The organism is Pseudomonas sp. GD03842, assembly GCF_029841165.1.
In the GTDB taxonomy this organism is placed as follows: Bacteria; Pseudomonadota; Gammaproteobacteria; order Pseudomonadales; family Pseudomonadaceae; genus Aquipseudomonas.
Map to the genome: position 1 here is coordinate 195,865 of NZ_JAOCEA010000002.1, position 25,346 is coordinate 221,210.

A 25,346-nucleotide genomic window follows, 5' to 3' on the forward strand; every position below is an offset into this window, starting at 1 on the left:
GGTTACCCATGAGCCCCGACGACATACCCTCGTCGGGGCTTTGTGTTGGGTGCCATCCCGATAGGAGGCGTATGGACGCACCCATGGACAGGTTACGGCCTCAACCTGCGTCGACGAATGGCGCGCATGGGATGAGCCGATCTTGGCCTTGTCTTGCTGCCGTATACCTTGATGGTGAGGGTCTCGGAAATCCCGACCAATCGAGCCCGTCGGACCACCTCATAGCGCACGTCGATCTCCCCGGTTTCATACTTGGCCAGGCGGTCGAGGCAGACGAACTGGCGCATACGCGGACCGTGACGATCGTCCGCTACAGGCACGACAGTGAAAAGGGTGTTGCTCCCCCAGCGCATCTTCAGATGGTCCCCGCTCCAGATCCTGGAAGAGCGAGGGATATTCACGTAAACGCCAGCCATCAGTTGCTCCTGGGTCAGCACGCTCGAAGGATGCCCTTCGATGGATGGGGCTGCCAGCGTCGGGTTTGCGGTCTTGATCGCTTCGTCCAAACGCCAGGCCATGTCCAGAATACTGTTCAAACCACGGGAGTACTCGGCTGGAATTTGATCCTGTGTCGAGAGAGACCTGGGCCCTGCATGGAATTCTTCATAGTGCGGAACAGACCAAACCTGTTCGTTGGGGGCAGTAGGTTCCCTATCCACGGCATCCCGTTCCGTCGATTCAGTAGAGTGTTGTGATTTGTTTTGCTGTGGCTGAGCGGATGAAGGGATATCCTTTTCGTCTTCCATGGAAGCTCCTGGGGCATTGAGGGAAGTCAACGTCTATGAGATGCGCACTGCAATGGGCTTAGTAGGGAAAGGCAGCTAAGTTATACATGTTTAATTTTAATTCTTTCCGTGTCAATCATGCCGTGTGCAAAGGTTGCAATGAGGGGAATACGATTTCATCGGTATGGCTTTGAAACTTCCTCCGGTTGGGTTCGTAGTTACAGCCGTGTTTTCGGGGTCGAGTCACGCATCGACAATGAAGATCAGCAAAAAAAAATTTATTTCAACGGGGAGCGATACCAAATTTATGTAGGAAAAAAGGAATTAAGCGGTGAAATTTAATTGGAATCCTTTCTGCTTTTTTATGCGCACGGTTAATCGCTCACGCGGATGCGTGGAAGATTAACCGTACGCTATTCAATTGAGTGTTGTATACGCCCTTTACAGGGTTAACGACATCACCAAGGCCATCGACGAAATCGACTCATTGCCGGCTCGGTCGGTCACGGTGTAGGACATGGAGACGTTGTCGGTCCCGAGGTCCTTTAGCGCTTCACGATCAAATACGATTTCGATGGGGCGCAGCGTCAGTTCGTCCGGCTGAACCACATGCTGCGGGCCCGGCACGCCGTTGCACAGCGTCTGAATCGTGTCCCCGGGCTCCATGCCCGCATAACCGGGCAGTAAACCGATGAGGTGATGGCCGAAGGTCGCGCCGGGGAAAATCATGGGTGCGAGCAGGGCGCCGCCGGGAGATGTTCGGTCAATGCGAATCTGCCTCGGCGGAGAGTCCGCCGAGATTCCACCTAAAACGTTCGTCGCTCGATACGACACCTCGTAAAGTCCATCTTCTGCCAGCGCTTGCCGATTGAGCGTGATACGTAGCTCAGTGCCAATAGGGGGAATGGGGCTAGGCAGTTGCTGTGTCGCTCCAGTCAATTGTCCGTTTAGCAATAATTGAAATGTGTCCCCTGGATTGGAATAGCTCCAAACCGGGACATGCACCTCAATGTCCTGAGATAAGCTTGCAACGGGAATCAGTCCGTCGTGGTCAGCAACTGGAATGGTGGGGGAGGCGAGTGAAGTATGATTCATGTCATGCATCTCTTCTACTGTTGAGTTCTAAATTGTTTTTATGTCAATGAGATCAACGAAAACACCCGAGTGGTGGTATCTATATATCGCTGTCTGGAGCACAACTAATAGTGATCTCGAATTCTTGTCAATCCGACACGCCTTAAATAACGCCAAATGCAGTAACTTCAGAAATGTCCTACTTTTCAGGCGCAAAAAAAAGCCCTGATCGTTTCCGGTCAGGGCGTGTTTCTTACGTTCGATGGTTAACGGTTGAAGCGTTCCACCAGGGAGTACTGGCTGTTGGCCGTGCTGGTGAGTTCAGCGCTGAGATTCGCCGACCGACGCGCTTCGTCGGAGGTCTGATCGGCCAGGTGGGCGATGGTGCTGATGTTGCGGCTGACCTCTTCGGCCACCGAGCTCTGTTCTTCCGTGGCGGCGGCGATCTGGGTGGTCATGTCGGTGATGTTGGCCACCGCATCGCTGATACCGATGAGTGCCTTGTCGGCCTCCATCACTTGTTCGACGCCTTCTTCGGCCTGACGACGCCCGGTTTCCATGGTTTGCACGGCGGTGTTCGCGGTGCTCTGCAACTTGGCGATCAGCGAGTGAATCTGGCCGGTGGACTCGGCGGTGCGCTGTGCCAATTGGCGGACCTCATCGGCGACCACGGCGAAGCCACGACCCATTTCGCCCGCGCGGGCAGCCTCGATCGCGGCGTTGAGGGCCAGCAGGTTGGTCTGGTCGGCGATACCTTTGATCACGTCCACCACGCCGCCGATTTCATCGCTGTCCTTGGCCAGTTGGGTCACGGTCAGGCCGGTCTCGCCCACAGAGTTCGACAGGCGTTGTATGGCTTCGCGGGTTTCGCTGGCAATGTCACGGCCACGGCGGGTCAGTTCATTGGCCTGTTGCGTGGCGTCGGCGGTGCGCTGCACATGGCTGGCGACTTCCTGAGTGGTCGATGCCATCTGATTGATAGCGGTGGCCACCTGTTCGGTTTCTACCCGCTGGCGCTCCAGGCCGCTGGAACTGGCCTGAGCCAGGCTGTCGGATTGCCTGGCCTGAGCGTTGAGGTGCTCTGCGGTGTCCTGCAAGCGGGTGAGGCAGGTTTTCAGCCGCGCTTCCTGGCTGAGAATGGACATTTCCAAGCGTGCCTGAGCACCCCGGCTGTCGGTGTACATCTGGGCGATCAGCGGGTCGGAGGTGGTCTGTTCGGCCAGCCGCAGTAGGCGTTTGATCCCCCGTTGCTGCCAGGTCAGGCCGAGCAGGCCCAATGGCACGGACAGGGCCGCGGCAAGCGCGAACCCCCAATGGGAGTTGAGCCAGACGCCTATCAGAAAGCTCAGTTGGCTGACCATGATGAAGGGCAGCCAGTCTTGCATGATAGGCAGCCATTTATCACGGCCAGGCACCGCGGATTTGCCGCTGTTCAGACGCTTGTACAGCGCTTCGGCACGGCGTACCTGTTCGGCGGTGGGTTTGATCCGCACGGACTCGAAACCCACCACCTGCTGCTTGTCGAAGATGGGCGTGACGTAAGCGTTGACCCAGTAGTGATCGCCGTTCTTGCAACGGTTCTTCACGATGCCCATCCACGGCAGCCCCTGTTTGAGCGTGCCCCACATGTGTTCGAACACCGCGGGCGGTACGTCGGGGTGGCGTACGGTGTTGTGCGGTGCCTTGAGCAGTTCTTCGTGGGAAAAACCACTGATCTCGACGAAGGCGTCGTTGCAATAAGTGATCACGCCTCGTGCGTCGGTGGTCGATATCAACCGTTGCTGTGCTGGGAAGGTCCGTTCGCGTTGGGTGATAGGCTGGTTATTGCGCATAAGCTGTTCAATCCGGGAAGGCTTTGAAGATGTATCGGCGCGCTGCCGGTAAAATTAAGCCATTTGTGAACAGCGTCACGGGCGGCCATTCGCTGGCCGCCGTTCAGTGATCGAACAGGGGATAGGTGAACAGGCTGAAATGCGCCAGATTGAGCCCGAAGTGGGTGATGACTGCAGCCGGCAGGCCGCCGTAGCGCCACGCCAGGCCGTAGCCGACGCCGGCCATGCCAGCCAGGATCGTCCACTGCCAGCCTGCGCCCAGATGGGCGCACCCGAACAGGGCGGAGGCGACGAGCAGCGCCAGTGTCTGGTGGCCGGGCACGCGGTGCAGCAGGCGAGAGAGGCCGCCCTGGATATAGCCGCGAAACAGCAGCTCCTCGGTAAGCGTCACCAAAAGCAAATTGTTGAGTACCCAGAGGGCGCTCTGCTCGGGCCATTTGGGCGCCCAGCTCACGAGCCCCATGCTGATGGCAGTCGTCAGGCACGTGACCGCGATCAACGGCAGGATCGCCATGCCCACGCCCAGTCCGCGGCGCCAAGTGAGGGCGGTGAACGCCCAGGGGCAGGCCAGCACCACCCACACGCCGATCAGCGGCTTGTCGAGATGCAAGTACATCGAATAAGGCGCCGCTTCCGGGGTCAAGCGCACGCCGGTGATCACCCTCGCGCTGAAAAAACCGGGTAACCAGTGAACCGCGAGCCCAACGGCCAGCGCGATGAACAGCCCATGGCCAAACGCGCGCACTGCAATGTGTCGGAAATGTCTGACGCAAATGCCTGCCATGATCAACAGACCAAAGGTGATGATCACCGGCAGGCTCAGTTGCCCATAAACCAGTGCGATGCAGTAACCGAGCGCGAGCAGCGTCAACGTGCCCCAGCGTAGCGCCGACATGATGTCGTTCCTGGATGTCGGAAGAGGTCGGCGATTTTAACGTTGATTAAACAGGCCTGCATGGGGAAGGGGATGAAGCTGTTCTGAATATCTCAGCGAGAATTCGCCAAAGGATGTAGGGAGCTTCCCAACGCGGAGCGTTACAGCGGCACCGGGTGGTCAGCAATTGCGGTAGGGAGCTCAAGTCCCATACCGCGCTGAACGGGGCAAGCCTACGATCGACCGCGCTGCGGACGGTCGCAGACGAGCCCCGGCTTCATCCGCCTTCAATCGGACGCGCTACCTGGGGCTAGACGCGGCGTCGGTGAAGGAGGGGCACTTAGCGGTGATTTTCATGACGCAATCAACTGCCGCAACACGTAATGCAGAATGCCTCCGGCCTTGAAGTATTCCACTTCGTTGAGCGTATCGATGCGGCACAGCACGTCCACGCGTTCCTGTTCGCCGTTTTCCCGGGTGATGTGCAACGTCAAGGTCATGCCCGGCTGCAGGGTAGCCCCGGTCAGACCGGCGATGTCGAGCACTTCTTTACCGGTCAACTCCAACGTCTTACGACTCTGGCCATTCTTGAACTGCAGGGGCAATACCCCCATGCCGACCAGATTGGAGCGGTGGATTCGTTCGAAGCTTTCAGCGATCACCGCCTTGACGCCTAGCAGATTGGTGCCTTTCGCCGCCCAGTCACGGCTGGAGCCAGTGCCGTACTCTTGCCCTGCCACGATCACCAGAGGCGTGCCTTCCTGTTGATAGCGCATGGCTGCGTCGTAAATCGGCAGCTTCTCATCGGTGGGGACGTGCAACGTAAAGCCGCCTTCTTCGTTGCCCAGCATTTCGTTGCGTATGCGGATATTGGCGAAGGTGCCGCGCATCATTACTTCATGATTGCCCCGGCGCGAGCCGTAGGAGTTGAAATCTTTGGGTTCGACGCCTTTGCTGCGCAGGTAACGGCCTGCCGGGCTGTCTGCCTTGATATTGCCCGCCGGGGAGATGTGGTCGGTGGTGACCGAGTCGCCGAGGATGGCCAACACGCGCGCTGCGTGAATGTCGGCCACTACGGGAAGCGGCCCGGCGACATCGTCGAAGAAGGGCGGGTGCTGAATATAGGTCGAGTCATCCTGCCAGACATACGTCGCGGCCTCAGGCACCTGAATGGCTTGCCATTGCTCATCACCGGCGAACACCTCGGCGTATTCCTTGTGGAACATGCCGGTGCTGACTTTCATCACGGCCTCGGCAATCTCCTGCTGTGTTGGCCAGATGTCCCGCAGGTAGACGGGCTGGCCGTCGCTGCCTTCGCCGAGCGGCTCGCTGCTCAGGTCGATTCGCACACTGCCTGCCAAGGCATAGGCCACCACCAGTGGCGGGGACGCCAGCCAGTTGGTCTTCACCAGCGGGTGGACGCGGCCTTCGAAGTTGCGATTGCCCGAGAGCACAGACGCCACTGTGAGGTCCGACTGCTGAATGGCTTTCTCGATAGGGTCGGGCAGCGGCCCCGAGTTGCCGATACAGGTGGTGCAGCCGTAGCCCACCAGGTCGAACCCGAGTGCGTCCAGGTACTCGGTCAAACCGGCGGCATGGTAGTAATCGGTGACCACTTTCGAGCCAGGCGCCAGCGAACTCTTGACCCAGGGCTTGCGTTGAAGGCCTTTCTCCACGGCTTTTTTTGCCAGCAGGCCCGCTGCCATCATCACGCTGGGGTTTGACGTGTTGGTGCACGAGGTGATCGCGGCAATGACCACCGCACCGTTCTTCAAACGGTAGCGAGCGCCTTCATACTCGTATTCCGCTTCGCCGACCAGTTCGGCATTGCCCACCGCCACACCCCCGCCACCCTCACTCTCCAGGCGGCCTTCCTCATGCTTGCTGGGCTTGAGCGCCAGGCCAAGGAAATCGCTGAACGCTTGGGAAACATCCGGCAGTGCAACTCGGTCCTGTGGCCGTTTGGGCCCGGCGAGGCTGGCGACCACCGAGCCCATGTCCAGCTCGAGCGCGTCGGTGAAAACCGGCTCCTGACCGGGAAGGCGCCACAGCCCTTGGGCCTTGGTATACGCCTCGACCAGTTCCACGGTCGCTTCCGGCCGACCGGATAGGCGCAGGTACTCGAGGGTGACCTCGTCGACTGGAAAAAAGCCACAGGTCGCGCCGTATTCCGGCGCCATGTTGGCGATGGTTGCCCGGTCTGCCAATGGCAGATCGGCGAGCCCGTCGCCGTAGAATTCGACGAACTTCCCCACCACGCCTTTCTTGCGCAGCATCTGGGTCACGGTGAGCACCAAGTCGGTCGCGGTGATCCCTTCTTTCAGCTTGCCGGTGAGCTTGAAGCCGATCACTTCAGGAATGAGCATCGACACGGGCTGGCCGAGCATCGCGGCTTCCGCTTCGATGCCGCCAACGCCCCAACCCAATACGCCGAGGCCATTGATCATGGTGGTGTGGGAATCGGTACCGACCAGCGTATCCGGGAAGGCGTAGGTACGGCCGTCTTCTTCCTTGGTCCACACCGTGCGGCCCAGGTATTCGAGGTTGACCTGGTGGCAGATGCCGGTGCCCGGCGGCACCACGCTGAAGTTGTCGAAGGCGCTCTGGCCCCAACGCAGGAAGGCGTAGCGCTCGCCATTGCGCTGCATTTCGATGTCGACGTTTTCGCTGAATGCGCGGTCATCCCCGAATTTGTCCACCATCACTGAGTGGTCGATCACCAGATCCACCGGGGACAGTGGATTGATGCGCTGGGGATCGCCACCGGCCTTGGCCACCGCGGCGCGCATGGCCGCGAGGTCAACCACGGCGGGCACGCCCGTGAAGTCCTGCATCAGCACGCGGGCGGGGCGGTATTGGATTTCACGATCGGACTTGCGCTCGGCGAGCCAGGCCGCCAGCGACTTCAGGTCTTCTCCGGTCACCGTCTGGTTGTCTTCCCAGCGCAGGAGGTTCTCCAGCAGGACCTTCAGCGACATGGGCAATGTGTCCAGATTACCCAGGGTCTTCGCCGCTTCGGGCAAGCTGAAGTAGTGGTAGGTCTTGTTGCTGACATCGAGTGTCTTGAGGCTTTTCAGGCTATCGAGGGAGGGCATGAACTAACTCCTTGACGGTTGCGCACGGTATGAACGGGGCACACGAATCGGGTCGGTAAGACGAGGTGCTTCAGAGCGCTCTGCGGGGCGCCTTTCATTGATGCCAATGAGTACTGGACCCCCTGGCCGAGCCAGTGGTTCCTGATTCCGCTATCATGCGCGGCTTTGGTGTCGTTGAGATTTATCCTCGAGTATAGGTCGCGCCGGCAAAACCTCTGGCACGCCATGGAGCCCACCCCGTGAACACCCTTTTCATGCATTGCCGCCCCGGTTTCGAAGGCGAAGTCTGCTCGGAAATCAGCGAGCACGCCGCCAGGCTGGGCGTATCCGGCTATGCGCGGGCCAAGCCTGACACGGCCTGCGCCGAATTCATCTGCACCGAGCCCCACGGCGCTGAACGCCTGATGAACGGGCTGCGCTTCACCGACCTGATTTTTCCTCGGCAATGGGCGCGTGGCGTCTTTGTGGCGTTGCCGGAAACCGACCGGGTGAGCGTGATCCTGGAGCACATGGCCGATTTTGCGACCTGTGGCAGCCTGTGGCTGGAGGTGGTCGACACAAACGATGGCAAAGAGCTTTCGACCTTTTGTCGCAAATTCGAGGGCCCCTTGCGCAAAGCCTTGGAAAAAGCCGGGAGACTGGTGGACGACCCGCGCCTGCCGCGTTTGCTGCTGACGTTCAAAAGCGGCCGGGAAGTCTTTCTCGGGTTGGCCGATGCGGGCAATTCAGCGATGTGGCCCATGGGTATTCCGCGCCTGAAATTTCCGCGCGAGGCCCCGAGCCGCTCGACGCTCAAGCTGGAAGAGGCGTGGCACCACTTCATCCCGCGCGACCAATGGCCGCAACGGCTGTCGGAGGACATGACCGGTGTCGATCTTGGCGCGGCGCCCGGTGGCTGGACGTACCAACTGGTCAAGCGGGGCATGCTGGTCACCGCCATCGACAACGGCCCGATGGCGGAAAGCCTGATGGATACGGGGTTGGTCCAGCATTTGATGGCCGACGGTTTCACCTACAAACCGCGCCAGATTGTGGATTGGATGGTGTGCGACATCGTCGAAAAGCCCGCACGCAGCGCGGCGTTGCTGGAAACCTGGCTGGGGGAGGGGCTGTGCCGCGAGGCAGTGGTGAACCTCAAATTGCCGATGAAACAACGCTACGCCGAAGTACGGCGATTGCTGGACCGCATCGAGGAGGGTTTCAAGGCACGTGGGGTGAAGGTGTCGATTGGTTGCAAGCAGCTCTACCACGACCGTGAAGAAGTCACCTGCCACCTGCGCAGGCTGGATCTGAAGCCCAAGGCTTGATGGACCCCGAGCGCGAGGCAAGCCTATCTGGCGCGCAGCCGTCACCCGAACATTACATCGCCATTCAGGAATGACTCCATGCAGAAGGACACTTCCTCCCGCGCATCGGTACTGCAGCATGTCAGCGTCAATGTCCGGCGCCTGCGCCATGAGGCTGACATGAGCCAGGCCGCCCTCGCCGAAAAGTCAGGGGTCAGCCGGCGCATGTTGGTGGCCATCGAAGCGGGGGAGCGGAACGTGAGCCTGGCGACCTTAGACAGGCTGGCCGAGGCACTGGACGTGGCGTTCAGCGACCTGATCCAGGGGCCTGAGGAGCGTGATCCCAGTCGCATCAACGAGTTGGCGTGGGCGGGGTTACACGTGGGCAGCCAAGCGGTGCTCTTGGCCAGGGCGTCCGCGCGCCGCGGGGTGGAACTCTGGGAATTCAGCCTGGCACCCGGCGAGGCGTACGCGTCGCAAGCCGACCCTGACGGCTGGAGCGAGCAGGTGTATGTCATCGAAGGATGCCTGACGGTGGACCTGCCGGATCAGACGCAGCAGGTCCAGGCGGGGGCGTTCTACATGTTCGCCAGCAACCGTCCCCATGCTTATCGTAACGAGGGCGCGGTTGCGTTGCGGTTTGTCAGAACCGTTGTGTCGTGACGGGCGCCTCGCCTTCGCCCACTCAGCGTTTGTGCACGAGGGCTCCCGCCGAATAGGTTTCGCTGACGGTCCGGTCGTCGCCCAGCGTCATCAGCACGAACAGCTTCTCTTCAATGCTGGTCGCCTGCTTCATCCGGTACGAAAGCAGCGGCGTGGCGTTGAAATCCAAGACCACGAAGTCCGCTTCGGACCCTTCCTGCAGGTTCCCGATCCTGTCTTCCAGGCGCAGTGCCCGGGCCCCGCCCAGGGTCGCCAGGTAAAGCGACTTGAATGGACTGAGCTTGGCCCCCTGCAATTGCATCACCTTATACGCTTCGTTCAGGGTCTGGAGCAGCGAGAAGCTGGTACCGCCACCCACGTCTGTGCCCAGTCCGACGTTCACCTTGTGCTTTTCCGCCATCGGCAAGTTGAACAGGCCACTGCCCAAGAAGAAATTCGAGGTGGGGCAGAAGGCGATGGCCGAGCCGGTCTCTGCCAGGCGCTGGCACTCCTGCTCGCAAAGATGAACACCATGGGCGAACACCGAGCGCTCGCCGAGCAGCTTGAAGTGGTCATAGACGTCCAGGTAGTTCTTGCGTTCCGGGAACAGCGCCTTGACCCACTCGACCTCCTTGAGGTTTTCGCTGATATGGGTCTGCAGGTAGAGGTCGGGGTATTCGCCGAGCAACTGACCCGCCAGTTGCAGTTGCTCGGGCGTGCTGGTCGGCGCAAAGCGTGGCGTCACCGCGTAATGCAGGCGGCCTTTGCCGTGCCAGCGCTCGATCAGTGCCTTGCTGTCCAGGTAGCTCGACTCCGCCGTGTCCACCAGATAATCGGGGGCGTTTCGATCCATCATCACCTTGCCCGCGATCATGCGCAGGTTGAGCTTTTCGGCGGCGGTGAAAAAGGCGTCGACCGATTCCTTGTGCCGACTGCCGAACACCAATGCGGTGGTGGTGCCGTTGCGCAGCAGTTCCTTGATGAAGATGTCGGACACCTGCGCAGCGTGGGCGGGATCGGCGAACTGGCGTTCGACCGGGAACACATAAGTATTGAGCCAATCGAGTAACTGTTCGCCGTAGGAACCGACCATGCCGGTCTGCGGCAGATGAATATGGGTGTCGACGAAACCGGCGGTGATCAGCGCGTCGGTGTAGGTGACCACTTCCACGTCTTTGGCCAGCGTACCCAACAGTTCATCGGCATGCCCGACAGCGGTAATGGTGCCGTTTTCGACCACCATCAGGCCGTCGTCAAAATACTCGTAGGAGGCTTCGATCCCCACCTGCGCCGGGTCGGCGAGGCTGTGAACGATGGCAGCGCGGTAAGCTTTGGTGGTAGAGGTCATGGTCGAAAGTCGTTCTTCAAGGATTTATTGAGCCTGGCTGCGGCGCGAAGCCGGCGTCAGCCTGGCGATGGGTTCAGCGGTGGCGGGGGTGCCCTGCTCACCAAAATTCAAGTTGTAGGTGGCGATCACTTCGGCGGCGACGGAGATGGCGATCTCCATCGGCAGTTTGCCTTTCACGTCGGCCAGCCCCATGGGGCAGCGCATGCGCTGTACCAATGCCGGATCGAAACCGCGATCCCGCAGGCGGTGCTCGAACTTCATGCGCTTGCTCTTGGAGCCAATCAGTCCGAACCAGGTGAAATCACCGCGCTCGAGTATTGCGGCGGTCAATTCCAGGTCCAGTGCGTGGTTGTGGGTCATTACGATGCAGTAACTGCCGGGCGGCAGATGATCCACTTCGTCGACGACCTCCTCATTGACGATCCGGTTGACGCCTTCGGGCAAGTGCGCGGGAAATTCGCCTTCACGCGAGTCGATCCAACGCACGCGGCAGGGCAGGCTGGCCAGCAATGGCACGAGCGCACGGCCTACATGGCCAGCGCCAAACACCGCGATGTGCGCTTGAGGCTGCCCCATCGGCTCGAACAGCAGCACATTCACGCCGCCGCAGCATTGGCCCAAGCTGGCGCCCAGGCTAAAACGTTCCAGGCGCGTCTGCTGAGTACCAGCGGCCAGCATCTCGCGAGCGATGGCCATGGCCTTGTATTCCAGATGGCCGCCGCCGATGGTGTCGTAGATCCGCTCGGCGGTGACCACCATCTTCGAACCCGCGTTGCGCGGCGTCGAGCCACGCTCTTCGATGATGGTCACCAGCACGCAGGCCTCCCCCTGGGTTTGCAATTCGGCGAGGGCGCTGATCCAGTTGTTCATGTGTTTCTCCCGATCACCCAAATGGCAGATCAAACATAGGGGGATGCTTTTCCAGAGGTCGTCGCGGGCAAGCGCGCTCCTACAATTGAAACGCGATCCTCCGTAGGAGCGCGCTTGCCCGCGACCACGGTCTTCCAGACACCTCAAATCAAACCGGTGACACCGTCAACTCATGGGCCACACCTACGGCGTCCGGGCTGGCGGCCTTCAACTTGCGCATCTGCTCACAACCCCAGAGCACCCGTTCCGGGGTCGCAGGGGCGTCGATCTTCGGCTGATGCCGGTAATCGCCGAGGCTAGCCACCGCGTCCTTGATCGCGCACCAGGCTGCGATGCCCAGCATGAAGGGAGGTTCGCCCACCGCTTTGGAATGGAACACTGTGTCTTCGGGGTTCTTGCGGTTTTCCACCAGTTTCACCCGCAGATCGGCCGGCATGTCGGCCACCGCCGGGATCTTGTAACCGGCGGGGCCATTGGTCATCAGCTTGCCTTTGGCATTCCATACCAGCTCTTCGGTGGTCAGCCAGCCCATGCCTTGAATGTAGCCGCCCTCGACCTGGCCGATGTCGATCGCCGGGTTCAGTGACGCGCCGACGTCGTGCAGGATGTCAGTTCGCAGCATCTTGTACTCACCGGTCAGGGTATCGACCACCACTTCGGTGCAGGCTGCGCCAAAAGCGAAGTAATAAAACGGACGCCCTCGGGCCTGGCTGCGGTCGTAATAAATCTTCGGCGTCTTGTAATAGCCAGTGCTCGACAGCGAGACCTGGCCCATCCACGCCTGCTGCGCCAAAGTGTCGAAGCTGATCACCTGCTCGCCTACGCGCACGTGGCCATTGCGGAACTCAACCTGAGACGGTTCGCACTGGTAGTGGCTTGCCGCAAATTCGGTCAGCCGCTTTTTGAGGGTTTCGGCCGCATTCTGCGCCGCCTTGCCGTTCAAATCCGCGCCGCTGGAAGCCGCGGTGGGCGACGTGTTCGGCACCTTGTCGGTGTTGGTTGCAGTGATTTGCACGCGGCTGATGTCGACCTGAAACACCTCGGCCACCACCTGTGCGACCTTGGTGTTCAAACCCTGGCCCATCTCGGTGCCGCCATGGTTCAAGTGAATGCTGCCGTCGGTGTAGATGTGAATCAGCGCGCCGGCCTGATTGAGAAAGCTCGCGGTGAAGGAAATGCCGAATTTCACCGGGGTCAACGCCAGGCCCTTCTTCAGAATCGGACTGTTGGCGTTGTAGGCCATGATCGCCTTCCGACGCTCGGCATATTGGCTGCTTTCCTCCAGCTCGGCCGTCATTTCTTCCAGCAAGTTGTGCTCGACTTCCTGGTAATAGTGGGTGACGTTGCGTTCGGTCTTGCCGTAATAATTGGCTTTGCGTACCGCCAGCGGATCCTTGCCCAGATGCCGGGCAATGGCGTCCATCACTTCCTCGATGGCGACCATGCCTTGCGGGCCGCCGAAACCTCGATACGCCGTGTTGGACGCGGTGTTGGTCTTGCAGCGGTGGCCGTTGATGGTGGCGTCGCCCAGGTAATACGCATTGTCGGCGTGGAACATGGCGCGGTCGACGATGGACGCGGACAAGTCCGGCGAATAACCGCAATTACCCGCCAGCTCCAGTTGAATCCCGTGCAGCCGACCGTCCTGATCGAAGCCGACGTCGTATTCGACGTAGAACGGGTGACGTTTGCCGGTCATGATCATGTCTTCCATGCGCGGCAGACGCATCTTGGTCGGCTGGCCGGTCAGGCGGGCAACCACCGCGCACAGGCACGCCGGGCTCGCTGCCTGGGTTTCCTTGCCGCCGAAGCCGCCGCCCATTCGGCGCATGTCCACCACCACCTTGTTCATCGACACACCGAGTACTTCGCTGACCAGCTTCTGCACCTCAGTGGGGTTCTGGGTGGAGCAGTAGACGATCATCCCGCCGTCTTCCGTGGGCATCACCGAAGAAATCTGCGTCTCCAGGTAAAAGTGTTCCTGGCCGCCAATGTGCAGCGTGCCTTGAATGCGGTGCAGGGCCGATGCCAAGGCGGTGTCTGAATCGCCCCGTTGATGGGTATGGCTATCGAGCACGAAATGCCGTTTGCGCAAGGCTTCGACCACGTCGAGCACCGGCTCGAGGTCTTCGTACTCGATGATGGCCGCCATGGCCGCCTTGCGCGCCGTTTCCAGATCCCGGGCGGCAACGGCAATCACCGGCTGGCCGACGAATTCGACCGTGTCGATGGCCAGCAGCGGATCACCCGGCAGCAGGGGACCGATGTCTTTCAGGCCAGGAATGTCTTCGTGCGTAATCGCAAGGCGCACGCCTTCGAACGCATAGCATGGGGCGACGTCAACGCTGACGATGCGCGCATGGGCGCGGTCGGAAAGGCGCGCATAGACGTGCAGTTGATTGGGAAATTCCAGCCGATCGTCGATGTAAATGGCCTCGCCCGAAACGTGCTTGTCGGCGCTGTCGTGTTTGACGCTGCGCCCCACACCTGTGGTGAGGTCCTGCTGGAACAGAGCGACCCGTTCTTCCGGGGATGTCACGGGATGATGGTTAGACATGAGCAGTCACCCGAGTCTGGATGTGTGGCGTTTGCAATTCGATGAAATATTTACGCAGCAGATTCTGCGCGGCCAGCAGCCGATATTCCTTGGTGGCGCGGAAGTCCGACAGCGGCGTGAAATCCTGTTCGAGGGCCGCACAGGCGCGCTCCACGGTTGCCGATGTCCATGGCTGGCCAATCAGGGCCTGTTCGCAGTGCGCAGCGCGTTTCGGGATCGCGGCCATTCCGCCGAAAGCGGCGCGGGCGTCGACGATGGCACCGTTCTCGACGTGCACGCGGAACGCCGCGCACACTGCCGATATGTCATCGTCCAGGCGCTTGGACACCTTGTAGGCCCGGAATGCCTGCTTGATATTGGGCTTCGGCACGATGATCTTTTCGATGAATTCGCTTTCTTCGCGCGCCGTGACGCGGTAATCGATGAAGTAATCTTCCAAGGCCAGTGTGCGGGTATGACGGCCTTTGCGCAGGACGATCTGCGCCCCCAGCGCGATCAGCAGCGGTGGCGAGTCGCCGATGGGCGAGGCGTTGCCGATGTTGCCGCCCAAAGTGCCTTGGTTGCGGATCTGCAACGACGCAAAACGGTGCAACAGCTCCCCGAAATCCGGGTAGTCGCTGCTCAGGGCATCGTAGCAATCGGTCAGCGCTACGGCCGCCCCGATTTCGATACGGTCGTCGAAATGCTCGATCTTCTTCATATCGGCAACGTGGCCGACGTAGATCATCACCGGCAGGGTGCGATGGAACTGAGTGACTTCCAGCGCCAGATCAGTGCCTCCCGCCAGCAGGCGCGCCTGTGGATAGGCATCGTAAAGGTCCGCCAGATCGGCCACGGTCAGTGGCACCAGGCAGCGTTTGTCGCCGCTGTTCAACTCTGCGGTTGTGTTGGGTTTGATGGCTTTGAGCCGGGCGATGGTTTGCGCTGTGCGGGCATCGAACTGGTCGTGTTGGCGTGACTGGCCGCACGCCTGCTCGGCGGCGGCGAGGATGGGGCGGTAACCCGTGCAGCGGCACAGATTGCCCGCCAACGCCTCGTGAGCCTGTGCATGTCGCTGGTCCGATGAGCTGACCTCGGAGGTGTTTTTCTGCAAGGCAAACAAGGACATCACGAAACCCGGCGTGCAGAACCCGCACTGTGAGCCGTGGCAATCGACCATGGCTTGCTGCACGCTGTGCAGTTGGCCCTGATGCTTGAGGTCTTCGACACTGATCAGTTGCTTGCCGTGCAGAGAAGCGACGAAGGTCAGGCAGGCGTTGAGGCTGCGATAACGCAACTGTTCCAGACCGTCTTCTGCAGTGGTCAGCTCACCGACGACCACCGTGCAGGCCCCGCAATCGCCACTGGCGCAGCCTTCCTTGGTGCCGGACTTGTGCACGTGCTCGCGCAAGTAATTGAGCACGGTCAGGTTGGGGTCCAGAGCATGCTCGGTTTTCAGCTCCTGGTTCAGCAAAAACTGGATCACGGATTACGCCTCGTCTTCTTGTAATAGAACGCTGTCGTGGAAGGTGTTTCGGAATTTGTCATCGAACCTGTCGATGAATCTATCAGTTCTGACTATTGGGTCAATTAAAATCTGACCTAAGGGTCAAGAATAATGAAATTCCTTCGCGCACCGATCATCGGCAGCCAGAAGTTGCTATCACCCGCCGCAGGCGACCCCTGACGTTTTGCTTAATTCGTGCCAGTTTGCGCGTATGGCCCTGCGCCACAGGTGTTCAGTGCGTTACACTGCGGCGCTTGGGTTAATGCTATGGGTTGAAAGGAAAGACATGACGTTCAAGGCACCGGACAGCCTCGCTGAGCAGATCGCTCATCACCTCGCCGAACGGATCATCCGCGGCGAGCTTAGGCCGGGTGAGCGGATTCAGGAGCAGAAAGTCACGCAAGCGCTCAACGTCAGTCGCGGATCGGTGCGCGAAGCGCTGCTTATTCTCGAACGCCGTCACCTGATCGTCATCCTCCCGCGCCGCGGCGCTCAGGTGTCCGTTCTTACGCCCCACAACATTCAAAGCCTGTGCGCGTTGATGAGCGAACTGTATATCCTGTTGGGCCTTGCCGTGGCAAAAGCCTGGCAGCAGGAGATTGACCTGGCGCCATTTTTGCAAATTCAGCAACGCCTGACGGCCAGTTGCGCCCGTGGCGACGTGAAGAGTTTCGTCGAAGACAGTTTCAACGTGATGCGCGCTGCCTACCCATTCGCCAACAATCCGTACCTGGAAGAGACCATCGAGAACCTACAGCCCTCCATGAGCCGCTTTTATTACTTGGCACTGGAACAGCGTCAGGCGGAAATGAGCGAGTACCTGACGCTGTTTGCCCGGTTGCTCGAGGCGGTGATCGCCCGCGACCTGCCGCGCATCCGTGAGGTGCTGGCCGCCTACTGCGAGCGCAGTTGCCAATCCGTGCTGTCTGCGCTGGCGGTCGGCTGAATCATGCGCCTCAAGTGCATCAGGCTGGCCGGGTTCAAATCGTTCGTCGACCCGACGACTGTGAACTTTCCCAGCAACATGGCGGCCGTGGTCGGCCCCAACGGATGCGGCAAATCCAACATCATCGACGCGGTGCGCTGGGTCATGGGCGAAAGCTCGGCGAAGAACCTGCGCGGCGAATCGATGACCGACGTCATCTTCAACGGCTCCACCAGCCGCAAACCGGTGAGCCAGGCCAGCATCGAGCTGGTGTTCGACAACTCGGACAACACGCTGGTCGGTGAGTACGCGGCCTATGCGGAGATCTCCATTCGGCGCAAGGTCACCCGCGACAGTCAGAACACCTACTACCTTAACGGCACTAAATGCCGTCGCCGTGATATCACCGATATCTTCCTCGGCACCGGACTTGGCCCGCGCAGCTACTCGATCATCGAACAGGGCATGATTTCCAAGCTGATCGAAGCCAAACCGGAGGATTTGCGCAACTTCATCGAAGAGGCGGCAGGCATCTCCAAGTACAAGGAGCGCCGGCGGGAAACCGAGAACCGCATTCGCCGCACCCATGAAAACCTCGCACGCCTGACTGACCTGCGCGAGGAGCTCGAACGCCAGCTTGAGCGTCTGCACCGCCAGGCCCAAGCCGCGGAGAAGTACCAGGAATACAAGGCCGAAGAGCGTCAGTTGAAGGCTCAACTGTCGGCGTTGCGCTGGCAAGCGCTGAATGAACAGGTGACGCAGCGCGAAGCGGTCATCGGTAATCAGGAGATCAGTTTCGAAGCGCTGGTCGCCGAGCAACGCAACGCCGATGCGGCCATCGAGCGGCTGCGCGACGGGCATCACGAGTTGTCCGAGCGCTTCAACCAAGTGCAGGGCCGGTTTTACTCCGTCGGCGGCGACATCGCGCGCAATGAGCAAAGCATTCAGCATGGCCAGCAGCGGTTGCGTCAGTTGCAGGACGACCTGCGCGAAGCCGAACGGGCGCGGCAGGAAACCGAGTCCCATCTGGGGCACGACCGCACCTTGCTTGCCACCCTCGGCGAAGAGCTGGAAATGCTCGAGCCTGAGCAGGAAATGACGCTTGCGGCAGCGGAAGAGTCTGCAGCCAGCCTGGAAGAAGCCGAAGCCGCGATGCACGGCTGGCAGGAGAAGTGGGATGCCTTCAACCTGTCGTCTGCCGAGCCGAGACGCCAGGCCGAAGTCCAGCAGGCGCGCATTCAGCAACTGGAAACCGGCATGGAGCGTCTGGCCGAACGTCAGCGCCGTCTGGCCGAAGAGCGCCAACTGCTGGCGGCCGACCCGGAAGACGCAGCGATCCTTGAGCTCAGCGAGGACCTGGCTGCCCGGGAGATGGTGCTTGACGAATTGACGGCCGAAGAGGGGCAGGAGGTCGAAAGGATCGAGCAACTGCGCCTGGATCTGCAGCAGGCCAGTCAGGCCCAGCAGCAGGCACAGGGCGATCTGCAACGGCTCAACGGCCGAATGGCCTCGCTGGAAGCCCTGCAGCAGGCCGCGCTGGATCCCGGCAAAGGTACGGCCGAATGGCTGCGCGACCATCATCTGCATGAACGCCCCCGACTGGCTGAAGGTCTGCGCGTCGAGGCCGGCTGGGAGCTGGCGGTGGAAACGGTGCTGGGCGCTGACCTCAATGCCGTGCTGGTGGACGACTTCGCGGGGCTGGACCTCTCGGGATTCCGTCAGGGGGATTTGCGGCTGGTCAGTGCTGGCGGCGAGGCACCACGCATGCCGGGCAGTTTGATGGATAAGGTCGACAGTGATATCGACCTCAGCCACTGGCTTGGGCAGGTCCGGCCGGTGGAGACCCTCGACGATGCGTTGGCGTCGCGAGGAACGCTGGGAGCGGGGCAGAGCCTTATCAGCCGCGACGGCTACTGGGTCGGGCGCGACTTTCTGCGGATCCGCCGTGCCAGCGAGGCCGAAAGTGGAGTGCTTGCCCGGGGGCAGGAATTGCAGCGCCTTGAGGCCGACCGCGAAGCGCGCGAAGCGGCGCTGGAGGCCTTGGAAGAACAGGTGCTCGCGCTGCGCGAGCAGCAACGCGTGCAAGAAGACAATCGGGAGCAACTGCGTCGTCGCCTGCAAGACGAAGCCCGGCAGCAAAGTGAGCTCAAGGCGCAGTTGTCGGCGGCCAAGGCCAAGGTCGAGCAACTGACACTGCGCCGCACCCGACTGGATGAAGAGCTGAACGAGCTTGGCGATCAGCGCGCGATCGAGCAGGAAAGCCTGGGTGAGTCGCGCCTGCAATTGCAAGACGCTCTCGACAGCATGGCCCTCGACACCGAACAGCGCGAACTGCTGCTGGCCCAGCGCGACAGCCTGCGTGAGCGGTTGGACCGTGTGCGCCAGGAAGCTCGACAGCACCGCGACCACGCCAACCAATTGGCCGTGCGCCTGAGCTCCCTGCGCGCCCAGCATGATTCGACTCGCCAGGCACTGGAGCGTCTGGAGATGCAATCCGAGCGCCTGACCGAGCGTCGCGAGCAATTGAGCCTGGGCTTGGAAGAGGGCGCCGCGCCGCTTGAAGAGCTGCGCCTGAAACTCGAAGAATTACTGGAGAGGCGCATGATCGTCGACGACGAAATGCGCACTGCGAAAAATGCCCTGGAAGACGCCGATCGCGAGCTGCGCGAGGCGGAAAAGCGTCGGACCCAGGCCGAGCAGCAGTCGCAACTGTTGCGGGGGCAACTGGAACAGCAGCGTCTGGAATGGCAATCCTTGACCGTGCGCCGCAAGACGTTACAGGAGCAATTGCACGAAGACGGCTACGATCTCAATGGCGTGCTGGCGACTTTGAATGCAGATGTCAGCGAAAAGGATGCCGAGGAAGAGCTTGAACGGCTTGCGGCGCGGATTCAGCGCCTTGGTGCAATCAACCTCGCGGCCATCGAGGAATATCAACAGCAGTCCGAGCGCAAACGCTACCTTGACGCGCAGGACGCCGACCTGGTCGAGGCGCTGGACACGCTGGAAAACGTGATCCGCAAGATCGACAAGGAAACGCGTAATCGCTTCAAAGAGACCTTCGATCAGATAAACAGCGGGATTCAGGCACTTTTTCCAAAAGTTTTCGGTGGTGGCAGCGCTTATTTGGAACTGACGGGCGAAGATTTACTCGATACAGGGGTGACGATCATGGCGCGTCCGCCCGGCAAGAAAAACAGCACGATTCATCTGCTGTCCGGTGGCGAGAAAGCCTTGACCGCACTGGCACTGGTCTTCGCCATTTTCAAACTCAATCCGGCGCCGTTCTGCATGCTCGACGAAGTCGATGCGCCACTGGACGATGCCAACGTGGGCCGCTATGCCCGATTGGTCAAGGAGATGTCGCAGACTGTGCAGTTCATCTATATCACTCACAACAAGATTGCCATGGAGATGGCCGATCAATTGATGGGTGTCACCATGCATGAGCCGGGGTGCTCCCGCCTCGTGGCGGTGGACGTAGAGGAGGCGATGGCGCTGGTCGATGCATAGCTGAACCGGTCTGAATGGGAGTGACGCTGAAAGGCGGAAGGAATGCTCGGTGGGATCGCATTGAATTACGGCACGGCCTGCCCGCTGACAGCGGTACCCGAGATTGATGAGCTGTCCCATTGACCGGGTGGCCCATTCGGGTTCGGACGAATTGACAAGGGGAAAGTGGGGCATTGAAGGCTCGGTACAGAAAACACGCGCACTGCCTGACACAGGCATGCGACATGCCCGAAGTAACTGACGGTGTAAAGTTGCCTTTGGTCGTGCTAGCTTAATGTCCACTTTTTTCGTTTGCGTGGGTAAAAGGCCATTCAGAACAGAGAGTTGGCTCCACGTTTTAAAGGGGTTTAAGCCCTTAATTTTCAGAATTTTCAGTAGAGGCACGGGATTACATGGAAATCGGTCTGCGAGAGTGGCTGATCGTCATCGGCATTATTGTCATTGCCGGTATTCTTTTTGACGGCTGGCGCCGGATGAGGGGCGGTAAAGGCAAGCTGAAATTCAGGCTGGACCGCAGCTTCTCGAACCTGCCAGACGATGACGACAGCTCGTCGGCCGAGGTGCTGGGCCCTGCACGGGTTCTTGAAACCCAGAAGGAGCCTCAGCTGGACGAGCATGACCTGCCCACCTTGAGTGCCGCCCGCGAACGCCCTGAGCGTCCCGAACGTGAAAGCAAGCGCAACAAGCGCAAGGATGAGCCCCAGCAGGGCGATCTGAACCTGGAGGCCGGCGGCCCAAGCCTGTTCAGTGCCCGCGACGATGACTTTCCTGACGACAAGGCCGCTCCGCGTGTCGCCGAAGAGAGAGATCAGGTGCCGGTGGAAGAGGTGCTGGTGATCAGCGTGATTTCCCGCGATGAAAGCGGCTTCAAAGGGCCGGCGTTGTTACAGAATATTCTGGAAAGCGGCCTGCGGTTCGGCGAAATGGACATCTTCCACCGTCACGAAAGCATGGCGGGCAACGGCGAAGTACTGTTCTCTATGGCCAATGCGGTCAAGCCCGGCGTGTTCGATCTGGACGACATCGACCACTTCAGCACCCGTGCCGTCAGCTTTTTCCTGGGCTTGCCTGGCCCGCGCCATCCCAAGCAGGCGTTCGATGTCATGGTTGCTGCCGCCCGCAAGCTGGCCCATGAATTGAATGGCGAGCTCAAGGACGATCAGCGCAGTGTCATGACCGCGCAGACCATTGAGCATTATCGCCAGCGCATCGTCGAATTCGAACGCCGCGCGCTGACCCAGCGTCGCTGATCGAACGCCGCAGATTTTCTTTGTAGGAGCGCGCTCCTGCAAAGTCATGCAATACCAGATGAGCAGCCCCGGCTGCTCTTTTGCTTTCCGAGAATGCCTTTATGAACGCCGAACAACGAATCCTTGAACTGCGCGCCGAACTGGATCTGCATAACTACCGCTATCACGTTCTCGACGAGCCGAGCATTCCGGACGTTGAATACGATCGCCTGTTCCACGAACTCAAGGCGCTGGAAGCGGAAAACCCGCACCTGGTCACGCCTGATTCGCCCACCCAGCGTGTCGGCAGCGCGGCGCTGTCGGCCTTCACCCAGGTGCGTCATGAAATTCCGATGCTCAGCCTGGGTAACGCGTTCGAAGAGGTCGATATGCGCGAATTCGACCGTCGCGTCAGCGAAGGGCTGGATCTGCCGGTGGGGGATCTGTTCGGCGGCGCAGGTGCGGTGGAATACAGCTGTGAGCCCAAGCTCGATGGGTTGGCCGTCAGCCTGCTCTATCGGAACGGCGCACTGGTGCGCGGCGCGACTCGCGGCGACGGCACGACCGGAGAAGACATCAGCGTCAACGTGCGCACGGTGCGTAATATCCCCCTCAAGCTGCACGGCCAGGGTTGGCCCGAAACGCTCGAAGTGCGCGGTGAAGTCTTCATGTCAAAGGCCGGCTTCGAGCGCCTGAACGCCAGCCAACTGGAAATCGGCGGCAAGACCTTCGCCAACCCACGCAACGCCGCCGCGGGCAGCCTGCGCCAGTTGGACTCGAAAATCACCGCCAATCGTCCGCTGGAGTTCTGCTGTTACGGCATCGGCCAAGTGTCCCATGACATCGCCGACACCCACATAGGCAACCTCAACCAACTGAAAGCGTGGGGCATGCCCATCAGCCGGGAGCTGAAAATCGCCAAGGGCATCGAAGATTGTCTGGCCTATTACCATGATATTGGCGAGCGTCGCCTGTCGCTTCCTTACGAGATCGATGGCGTGGTATTCAAGGTCAACAGCATTGCCTCGCAGCGCGAGCTGGGCTTTCGCGCCCGCGAGCCGCGCTGGGCGATTGCCCACAAATTCCCGGCCATGGAAGAACTGACCGAATTGCTCGACGTCGAGTTTCAGGTCGGTCGGACGGGGGCGGTGACGCCGGTGGCGCGTTTGAAACCGGTCAAGGTTGCCGGTGTCACGGTCGCCAATGCCACCTTGCACAACATGGATGAAGTGGCGCGGCTGGGCTTGATGATCGGCGATACCGTGATCATTCGTCGTGCGGGCGACGTGATCCCTCAGGTGGTGCAGGTGGTGCTCGAGCGCCGCCCGGCCGATGCGCGCAAAGTGGACATTCCGCAGGCATGCCCGGTGTGCGGCTCTCAGGTCGAGCGCACGCAGTTGATCAAACGCAGCAAGGGCAGGGAAACGGTGAGCGAGGGTGCGGTTTACCGTTGCGTGGGCCGCCTGGCCTGCGGTGCTCAGCTCAAACAGGCGATCATCCACTACGTCTCGCGTCGGGCGATGGACATCGAAGGCTTGGGCGACAAGACCATTGAACAACTAGTGGACGAAAAGCTGATCGGTTCGCCCGCCGACCTCTACACGCTCGAGTACGAGCAGATCATCGAACTGGAAGGGTTCGCCGACGTCTCGACCCGTAAATTGCTCAAAGCCATCGAGGACAGCAGGCAACCGACGCTGGCGCGATTCATCTATGCGCTGGGCATCCCGGATGTCGGCGAGGAGACGGCCAAGGTGCTGGCGCGGTCCCTGGGTTCGTTGGAGCGCGTCCAGGCGGCACTCCCGGAAGTCCTGACTTACCTTCCCGATATCGGCCTGGAAGTAGCGCACGAAATTCACAGCTTTTTCGAAGATGAACACAACCAGAACGTGATTGGCGCGTTGCTGGGCAAGTGCGGGATTGCATTGCAGGACATCGGTGAGCTGGGCGCCGAGTTCGCGGCCAGCGCGACCTTGGGCGGCATGCTGGACAAACTGAACATTCCGTCCGTGGGCCCGGGGGCAGCACAGAAGCTCGCCGACAAATTCGCGACCCTGGAGGGCGTGATCAAGGCCGACTGGCTCGACATGCGTCAGACCCTGCCCGAAAAACAGGCGCAGGCCGTCCGAACCTTCTTCGACAGCAAGGAGAATGCAGAGCGCGCGCTGCGCATCGAGCAACAGCTCAAAGACTTCGGCATGCACTGGCAGAGTGAGAAAAAAGTCGTCGAGGGCTTGCCATTGGCAGGCCAGACCTGGGTACTGACTGGATCGCTGGAATTGATGAGCCGGGATGTTGCCAAGGAAAAGCTCGAAAGCCTGGGTGCCAAGGTCTCCGGCTCGGTATCTGCCAAGACCCACACCGTTGTCGCCGGGCCGGGGGCGGGGTCGAAACTGACGAAGGCCAATGAACTGGGCTTGAAGGTACTGGATGAAGACGCGTTCGTGGCCTTTTTGAAGCAGCACAATGTCGAGGTCCAGTGAAGGGCCCCTCTACGGCGATTGGCCTTCACCGTGACCGGTCGTCCCGATGCCGTAGCCCCCGACCAACGCCGCGGTGGGGCTGGGTGAGAGGCCCCGTCGAAGGCGTGCTGTTGTGCTTCTGGAGGTCGGTAATCGTCCTTTGAAAATCCATGGAACCGCCGCCCGCGCGAAGGATCTAGAGCTTGCAGCCCCCCCATCAGGAGATCCCCATGTTCCAGTTCTTCGAGCAGCTCAGCACGCGGATCGCGGCGCCTTTCGCCGGGGACAGCAAGCGCAACAGCAAAGTCTGGCAATGCCGTTGTGGCCAATCGGTATTCTTTCGCAACAGCCAATGCCTGGCCTGTCTGGCAGCGTTGGGCTACCTCCCGGAACAGAGCCGGATCGCGGCGCTCGATCCTGGCCCGGACAGTGCCACATGGCGCCTGAGCGATGATCCACAGGCCGGGCTTTATCGCCGGTGCGCCAACCTGGACACCGCCGCAGCGTGCAACTGGCTGTTTCCAGCGCACGATGCCGGGGACTTCTGTGTGGCGTGCAGCCTGAATCGCACCATCCCCGATCTGTCCGTGCCCGAGAACCCCGAGCGCTGGCGCAAGATCGAAATCGCCAAGCGGCGGCTGGTGGCGCAACTGATCACGCTGGGGCTGCCCGTGGTGCCGAAGTCGGTCGATGAGGAGAAGGGCCTGGCGTTCGAATTTCTCGGTGTCGATCTGGAGGGCAATCTGCCCACCACCGGACATGCTAACGGTCTGATCACCCTTAATGTCGAGGAGGCGGACGACGCCATCCGTGAGAAGGTTCGAGTCCAGATGCACGAACCGTATCGCACGCTCCTCGGCCATTTCCGTCATGAAGTGGGTCACTACTACTGGGATCGCTTGATCGCGGGTACCTACTGGCAGGACGGCTTCCGCAACCTGTTCGGCGACGAGCGCGCCAGTTATGCCGAGGCGCTCGATCGCCACTACCAGCAGGGCGCCCCCGCCGACTGGCAACAGCACTATGTCAGCGCCTATGCCACCATGCACCCGTGGGAAGACTGGGCGGAAACCTGGGCCCACTACCTGCATATGATGGACGCGGTCGACACGGCGCTGAGCTTGGGAATGAGTGCCCGTGACATGGACCTCGACTACCAGCCTTTCGAATTGCATACCCTTTACGATCCGCAGCATCCGGGCGGTCCGTCGTTTCTGGCTTTCGTCAATGCCTGGATCGAGCTGGCGGGCATGCTCAATGAGCTGTCCCGATCGATGGGGCAACCGGATTTCTATCCGTTCGTGCTGCCGCCTGACGTCATCACCAAACTGCACTTCATTCATCTGGTGATCCAGGGCGCAGGCGGGAAGGCAGACGAGGTGTTGCAAGTCCAGTAATTTCATTCATTTGAATGGATTGTGCGGGCGC

General features: G+C 60.5%; 16 protein-coding genes. 7 read left to right on the top strand and 9 right to left on the bottom strand.

Translation table 11 applies throughout. From position 1 onward, the window contains the following. Positions 1-92: 92 nt before the first annotated feature. The 5 genes from N5D61_RS03445 to acnA all read right to left on the bottom strand — a co-directional run bounded on the left by N5D61_RS03445 (position 93) and on the right by acnA (position 7,600). The gene (locus N5D61_RS03445) at positions 93-746 is read right to left on the bottom strand and encodes a hypothetical protein (protein ID WP_108239833.1); all 654 of its coding nucleotides are present in this window, start codon (positions 744-746) and stop codon (positions 93-95) included. 420 nt (positions 747-1,166) lie between these two features. Then, a complete protein-coding gene (locus N5D61_RS03450; RefSeq protein ID WP_146749685.1) occupies positions 1,167-1,820 on the bottom strand; it encodes a hypothetical protein in 654 nt (217 codons plus the stop codon). A 245-nt stretch (positions 1,821-2,065) separates the two neighbouring features. Further along, positions 2,066-3,631, bottom strand: a complete 1,566-nt coding sequence (locus N5D61_RS03455) for a PAS domain-containing methyl-accepting chemotaxis protein (protein WP_279890829.1) — start codon at positions 3,629-3,631, stop codon at positions 2,066-2,068. A 103-nt stretch (positions 3,632-3,734) separates the two neighbouring features. Continuing rightward, positions 3,735-4,526: a CPBP family intramembrane glutamic endopeptidase gene (locus tag N5D61_RS03460; RefSeq protein ID WP_108239830.1), complete on the bottom strand. Its 792-nt coding sequence runs from the start codon at positions 4,524-4,526 to the stop codon at positions 3,735-3,737. Positions 4,527-4,858: 332 nt separating this feature from the next. Next, positions 4,859-7,600, bottom strand: coding sequence for an aconitate hydratase AcnA (gene acnA, locus N5D61_RS03465; protein WP_279890830.1), 2,742 nt, complete (start codon positions 7,598-7,600; stop codon positions 4,859-4,861). A gap of 239 nt (positions 7,601-7,839) precedes the next feature. Between acnA and rlmM the strand changes: the two genes are divergently transcribed. Then, positions 7,840-8,907: a 23S rRNA (cytidine(2498)-2'-O)-methyltransferase RlmM gene (rlmM, locus tag N5D61_RS03470; protein WP_108238471.1), complete on the top strand. Its 1,068-nt coding sequence runs from the start codon at positions 7,840-7,842 to the stop codon at positions 8,905-8,907. Between the two features lie 78 nt (positions 8,908-8,985). Further along, positions 8,986-9,549 carry an XRE family transcriptional regulator gene (locus N5D61_RS03475; protein ID WP_279890831.1) on the top strand — a complete coding sequence of 188 codons (564 nt, stop codon included), beginning with the start codon at positions 8,986-8,988 and terminating at the stop codon, positions 9,547-9,549. 22 nt (positions 9,550-9,571) lie between these two features. Here the strand turns inward: N5D61_RS03475 and guaD are convergent, their stop codons facing one another. From guaD to xdhA, 4 genes are all read right to left on the bottom strand, one after another. Further along, complete coding sequence (gene guaD / locus N5D61_RS03480) at positions 9,572-10,876, bottom strand: guanine deaminase (RefSeq protein ID WP_279890833.1); 1,305 nt, start codon at positions 10,874-10,876, stop codon at positions 9,572-9,574. A gap of 24 nt (positions 10,877-10,900) precedes the next feature. Further along, positions 10,901-11,746, bottom strand: coding sequence for a xanthine dehydrogenase accessory protein XdhC (xdhC, locus tag N5D61_RS03485; protein ID WP_279890834.1), 846 nt, complete (start codon positions 11,744-11,746; stop codon positions 10,901-10,903). A 148-nt stretch (positions 11,747-11,894) separates the two neighbouring features. Continuing rightward, positions 11,895-14,303 (bottom strand): xanthine dehydrogenase molybdopterin binding subunit, encoded by a 2,409-nt coding sequence (xdhB, locus tag N5D61_RS03490; protein ID WP_279890837.1) that lies wholly within the window; start codon positions 14,301-14,303, stop codon positions 11,895-11,897. Next, entirely contained in the window at positions 14,296-15,768 is a 1,473-nt protein-coding gene (xdhA, locus tag N5D61_RS03495) for a xanthine dehydrogenase small subunit (protein WP_279890839.1), read from the bottom strand. Before xdhA ends, xdhB begins: the two co-directional genes overlap by 8 nt. 307 nt (positions 15,769-16,075) lie before the next feature. Between xdhA and N5D61_RS03500 the strand changes: the two genes are divergently transcribed. The 5 genes from N5D61_RS03500 (at position 16,076) to N5D61_RS03520 (ending at position 25,315) form a co-directional block, all read left to right on the top strand. Continuing rightward, complete coding sequence (locus N5D61_RS03500) at positions 16,076-16,735, top strand: GntR family transcriptional regulator (protein WP_108238465.1); 660 nt, start codon at positions 16,076-16,078, stop codon at positions 16,733-16,735. A 3-nt stretch (positions 16,736-16,738) separates the two neighbouring features. Then, positions 16,739-20,227, top strand: coding sequence for a chromosome segregation protein SMC (smc, locus tag N5D61_RS03505; protein WP_279890841.1), 3,489 nt, complete (start codon positions 16,739-16,741; stop codon positions 20,225-20,227). A 392-nt stretch (positions 20,228-20,619) separates the two neighbouring features. After that, the gene (zipA, locus tag N5D61_RS03510) at positions 20,620-21,477 is read left to right on the top strand and encodes a cell division protein ZipA (protein WP_108238463.1); all 858 of its coding nucleotides are present in this window, start codon (positions 20,620-20,622) and stop codon (positions 21,475-21,477) included. 101 nt (positions 21,478-21,578) lie between these two features. Then, positions 21,579-23,939, top strand: coding sequence for an NAD-dependent DNA ligase LigA (ligA, locus tag N5D61_RS03515; RefSeq protein WP_279890843.1), 2,361 nt, complete (start codon positions 21,579-21,581; stop codon positions 23,937-23,939). A 209-nt stretch (positions 23,940-24,148) separates the two neighbouring features. Continuing rightward, positions 24,149-25,315 carry a putative zinc-binding peptidase gene (locus N5D61_RS03520; RefSeq protein ID WP_108238461.1) on the top strand — a complete coding sequence of 389 codons (1,167 nt, stop codon included), beginning with the start codon at positions 24,149-24,151 and terminating at the stop codon, positions 25,313-25,315. Positions 25,316-25,346: the final 31 nt, after the last annotated feature.

Bases quoted from the DNA above. Each gene is read 5' to 3' on its own strand.
- smc (WP_279890841.1), top strand. From the start codon at position 16,739: ATGCGCCTCAAGTGCATCAGGCTGGCCGGGTTCAAATCGTTCGTCGAC.
- N5D61_RS03500 (WP_108238465.1), top strand. From the start codon at position 16,076: ATGACGTTCAAGGCACCGGACAGCCTCGCTGAGCAGATCGCTCATCAC.
- zipA (WP_108238463.1), top strand. From the start codon at position 20,620: ATGGAAATCGGTCTGCGAGAGTGGCTGATCGTCATCGGCATTATTGTC.
- guaD (WP_279890833.1), bottom strand. From the start codon at position 10,876: ATGACCTCTACCACCAAAGCTTACCGCGCTGCCATCGTTCACAGCCTC.
- acnA (WP_279890830.1), bottom strand. From the start codon at position 7,600: ATGCCCTCCCTCGATAGCCTGAAAAGCCTCAAGACACTCGATGTCAGC.
- N5D61_RS03520 (WP_108238461.1), top strand. From the start codon at position 24,149: ATGTTCCAGTTCTTCGAGCAGCTCAGCACGCGGATCGCGGCGCCTTTC.
- N5D61_RS03445 (WP_108239833.1), bottom strand. From the start codon at position 746: ATGGAAGACGAAAAGGATATCCCTTCATCCGCTCAGCCACAGCAAAAC.
- N5D61_RS03455 (WP_279890829.1), bottom strand. From the start codon at position 3,631: ATGCGCAATAACCAGCCTATCACCCAACGCGAACGGACCTTCCCAGCA.
- N5D61_RS03475 (WP_279890831.1), top strand. From the start codon at position 8,986: ATGCAGAAGGACACTTCCTCCCGCGCATCGGTACTGCAGCATGTCAGC.
- xdhC (WP_279890834.1), bottom strand. From the start codon at position 11,746: ATGAACAACTGGATCAGCGCCCTCGCCGAATTGCAAACCCAGGGGGAG.
- xdhB (WP_279890837.1), bottom strand. From the start codon at position 14,303: ATGTCTAACCATCATCCCGTGACATCCCCGGAAGAACGGGTCGCTCTG.
- N5D61_RS03460 (WP_108239830.1), bottom strand. From the start codon at position 4,526: ATGTCGGCGCTACGCTGGGGCACGTTGACGCTGCTCGCGCTCGGTTAC.
- N5D61_RS03450 (WP_146749685.1), bottom strand. From the start codon at position 1,820: ATGAATCATACTTCACTCGCCTCCCCCACCATTCCAGTTGCTGACCAC.
- ligA (WP_279890843.1), top strand. From the start codon at position 21,579: ATGAACGCCGAACAACGAATCCTTGAACTGCGCGCCGAACTGGATCTG.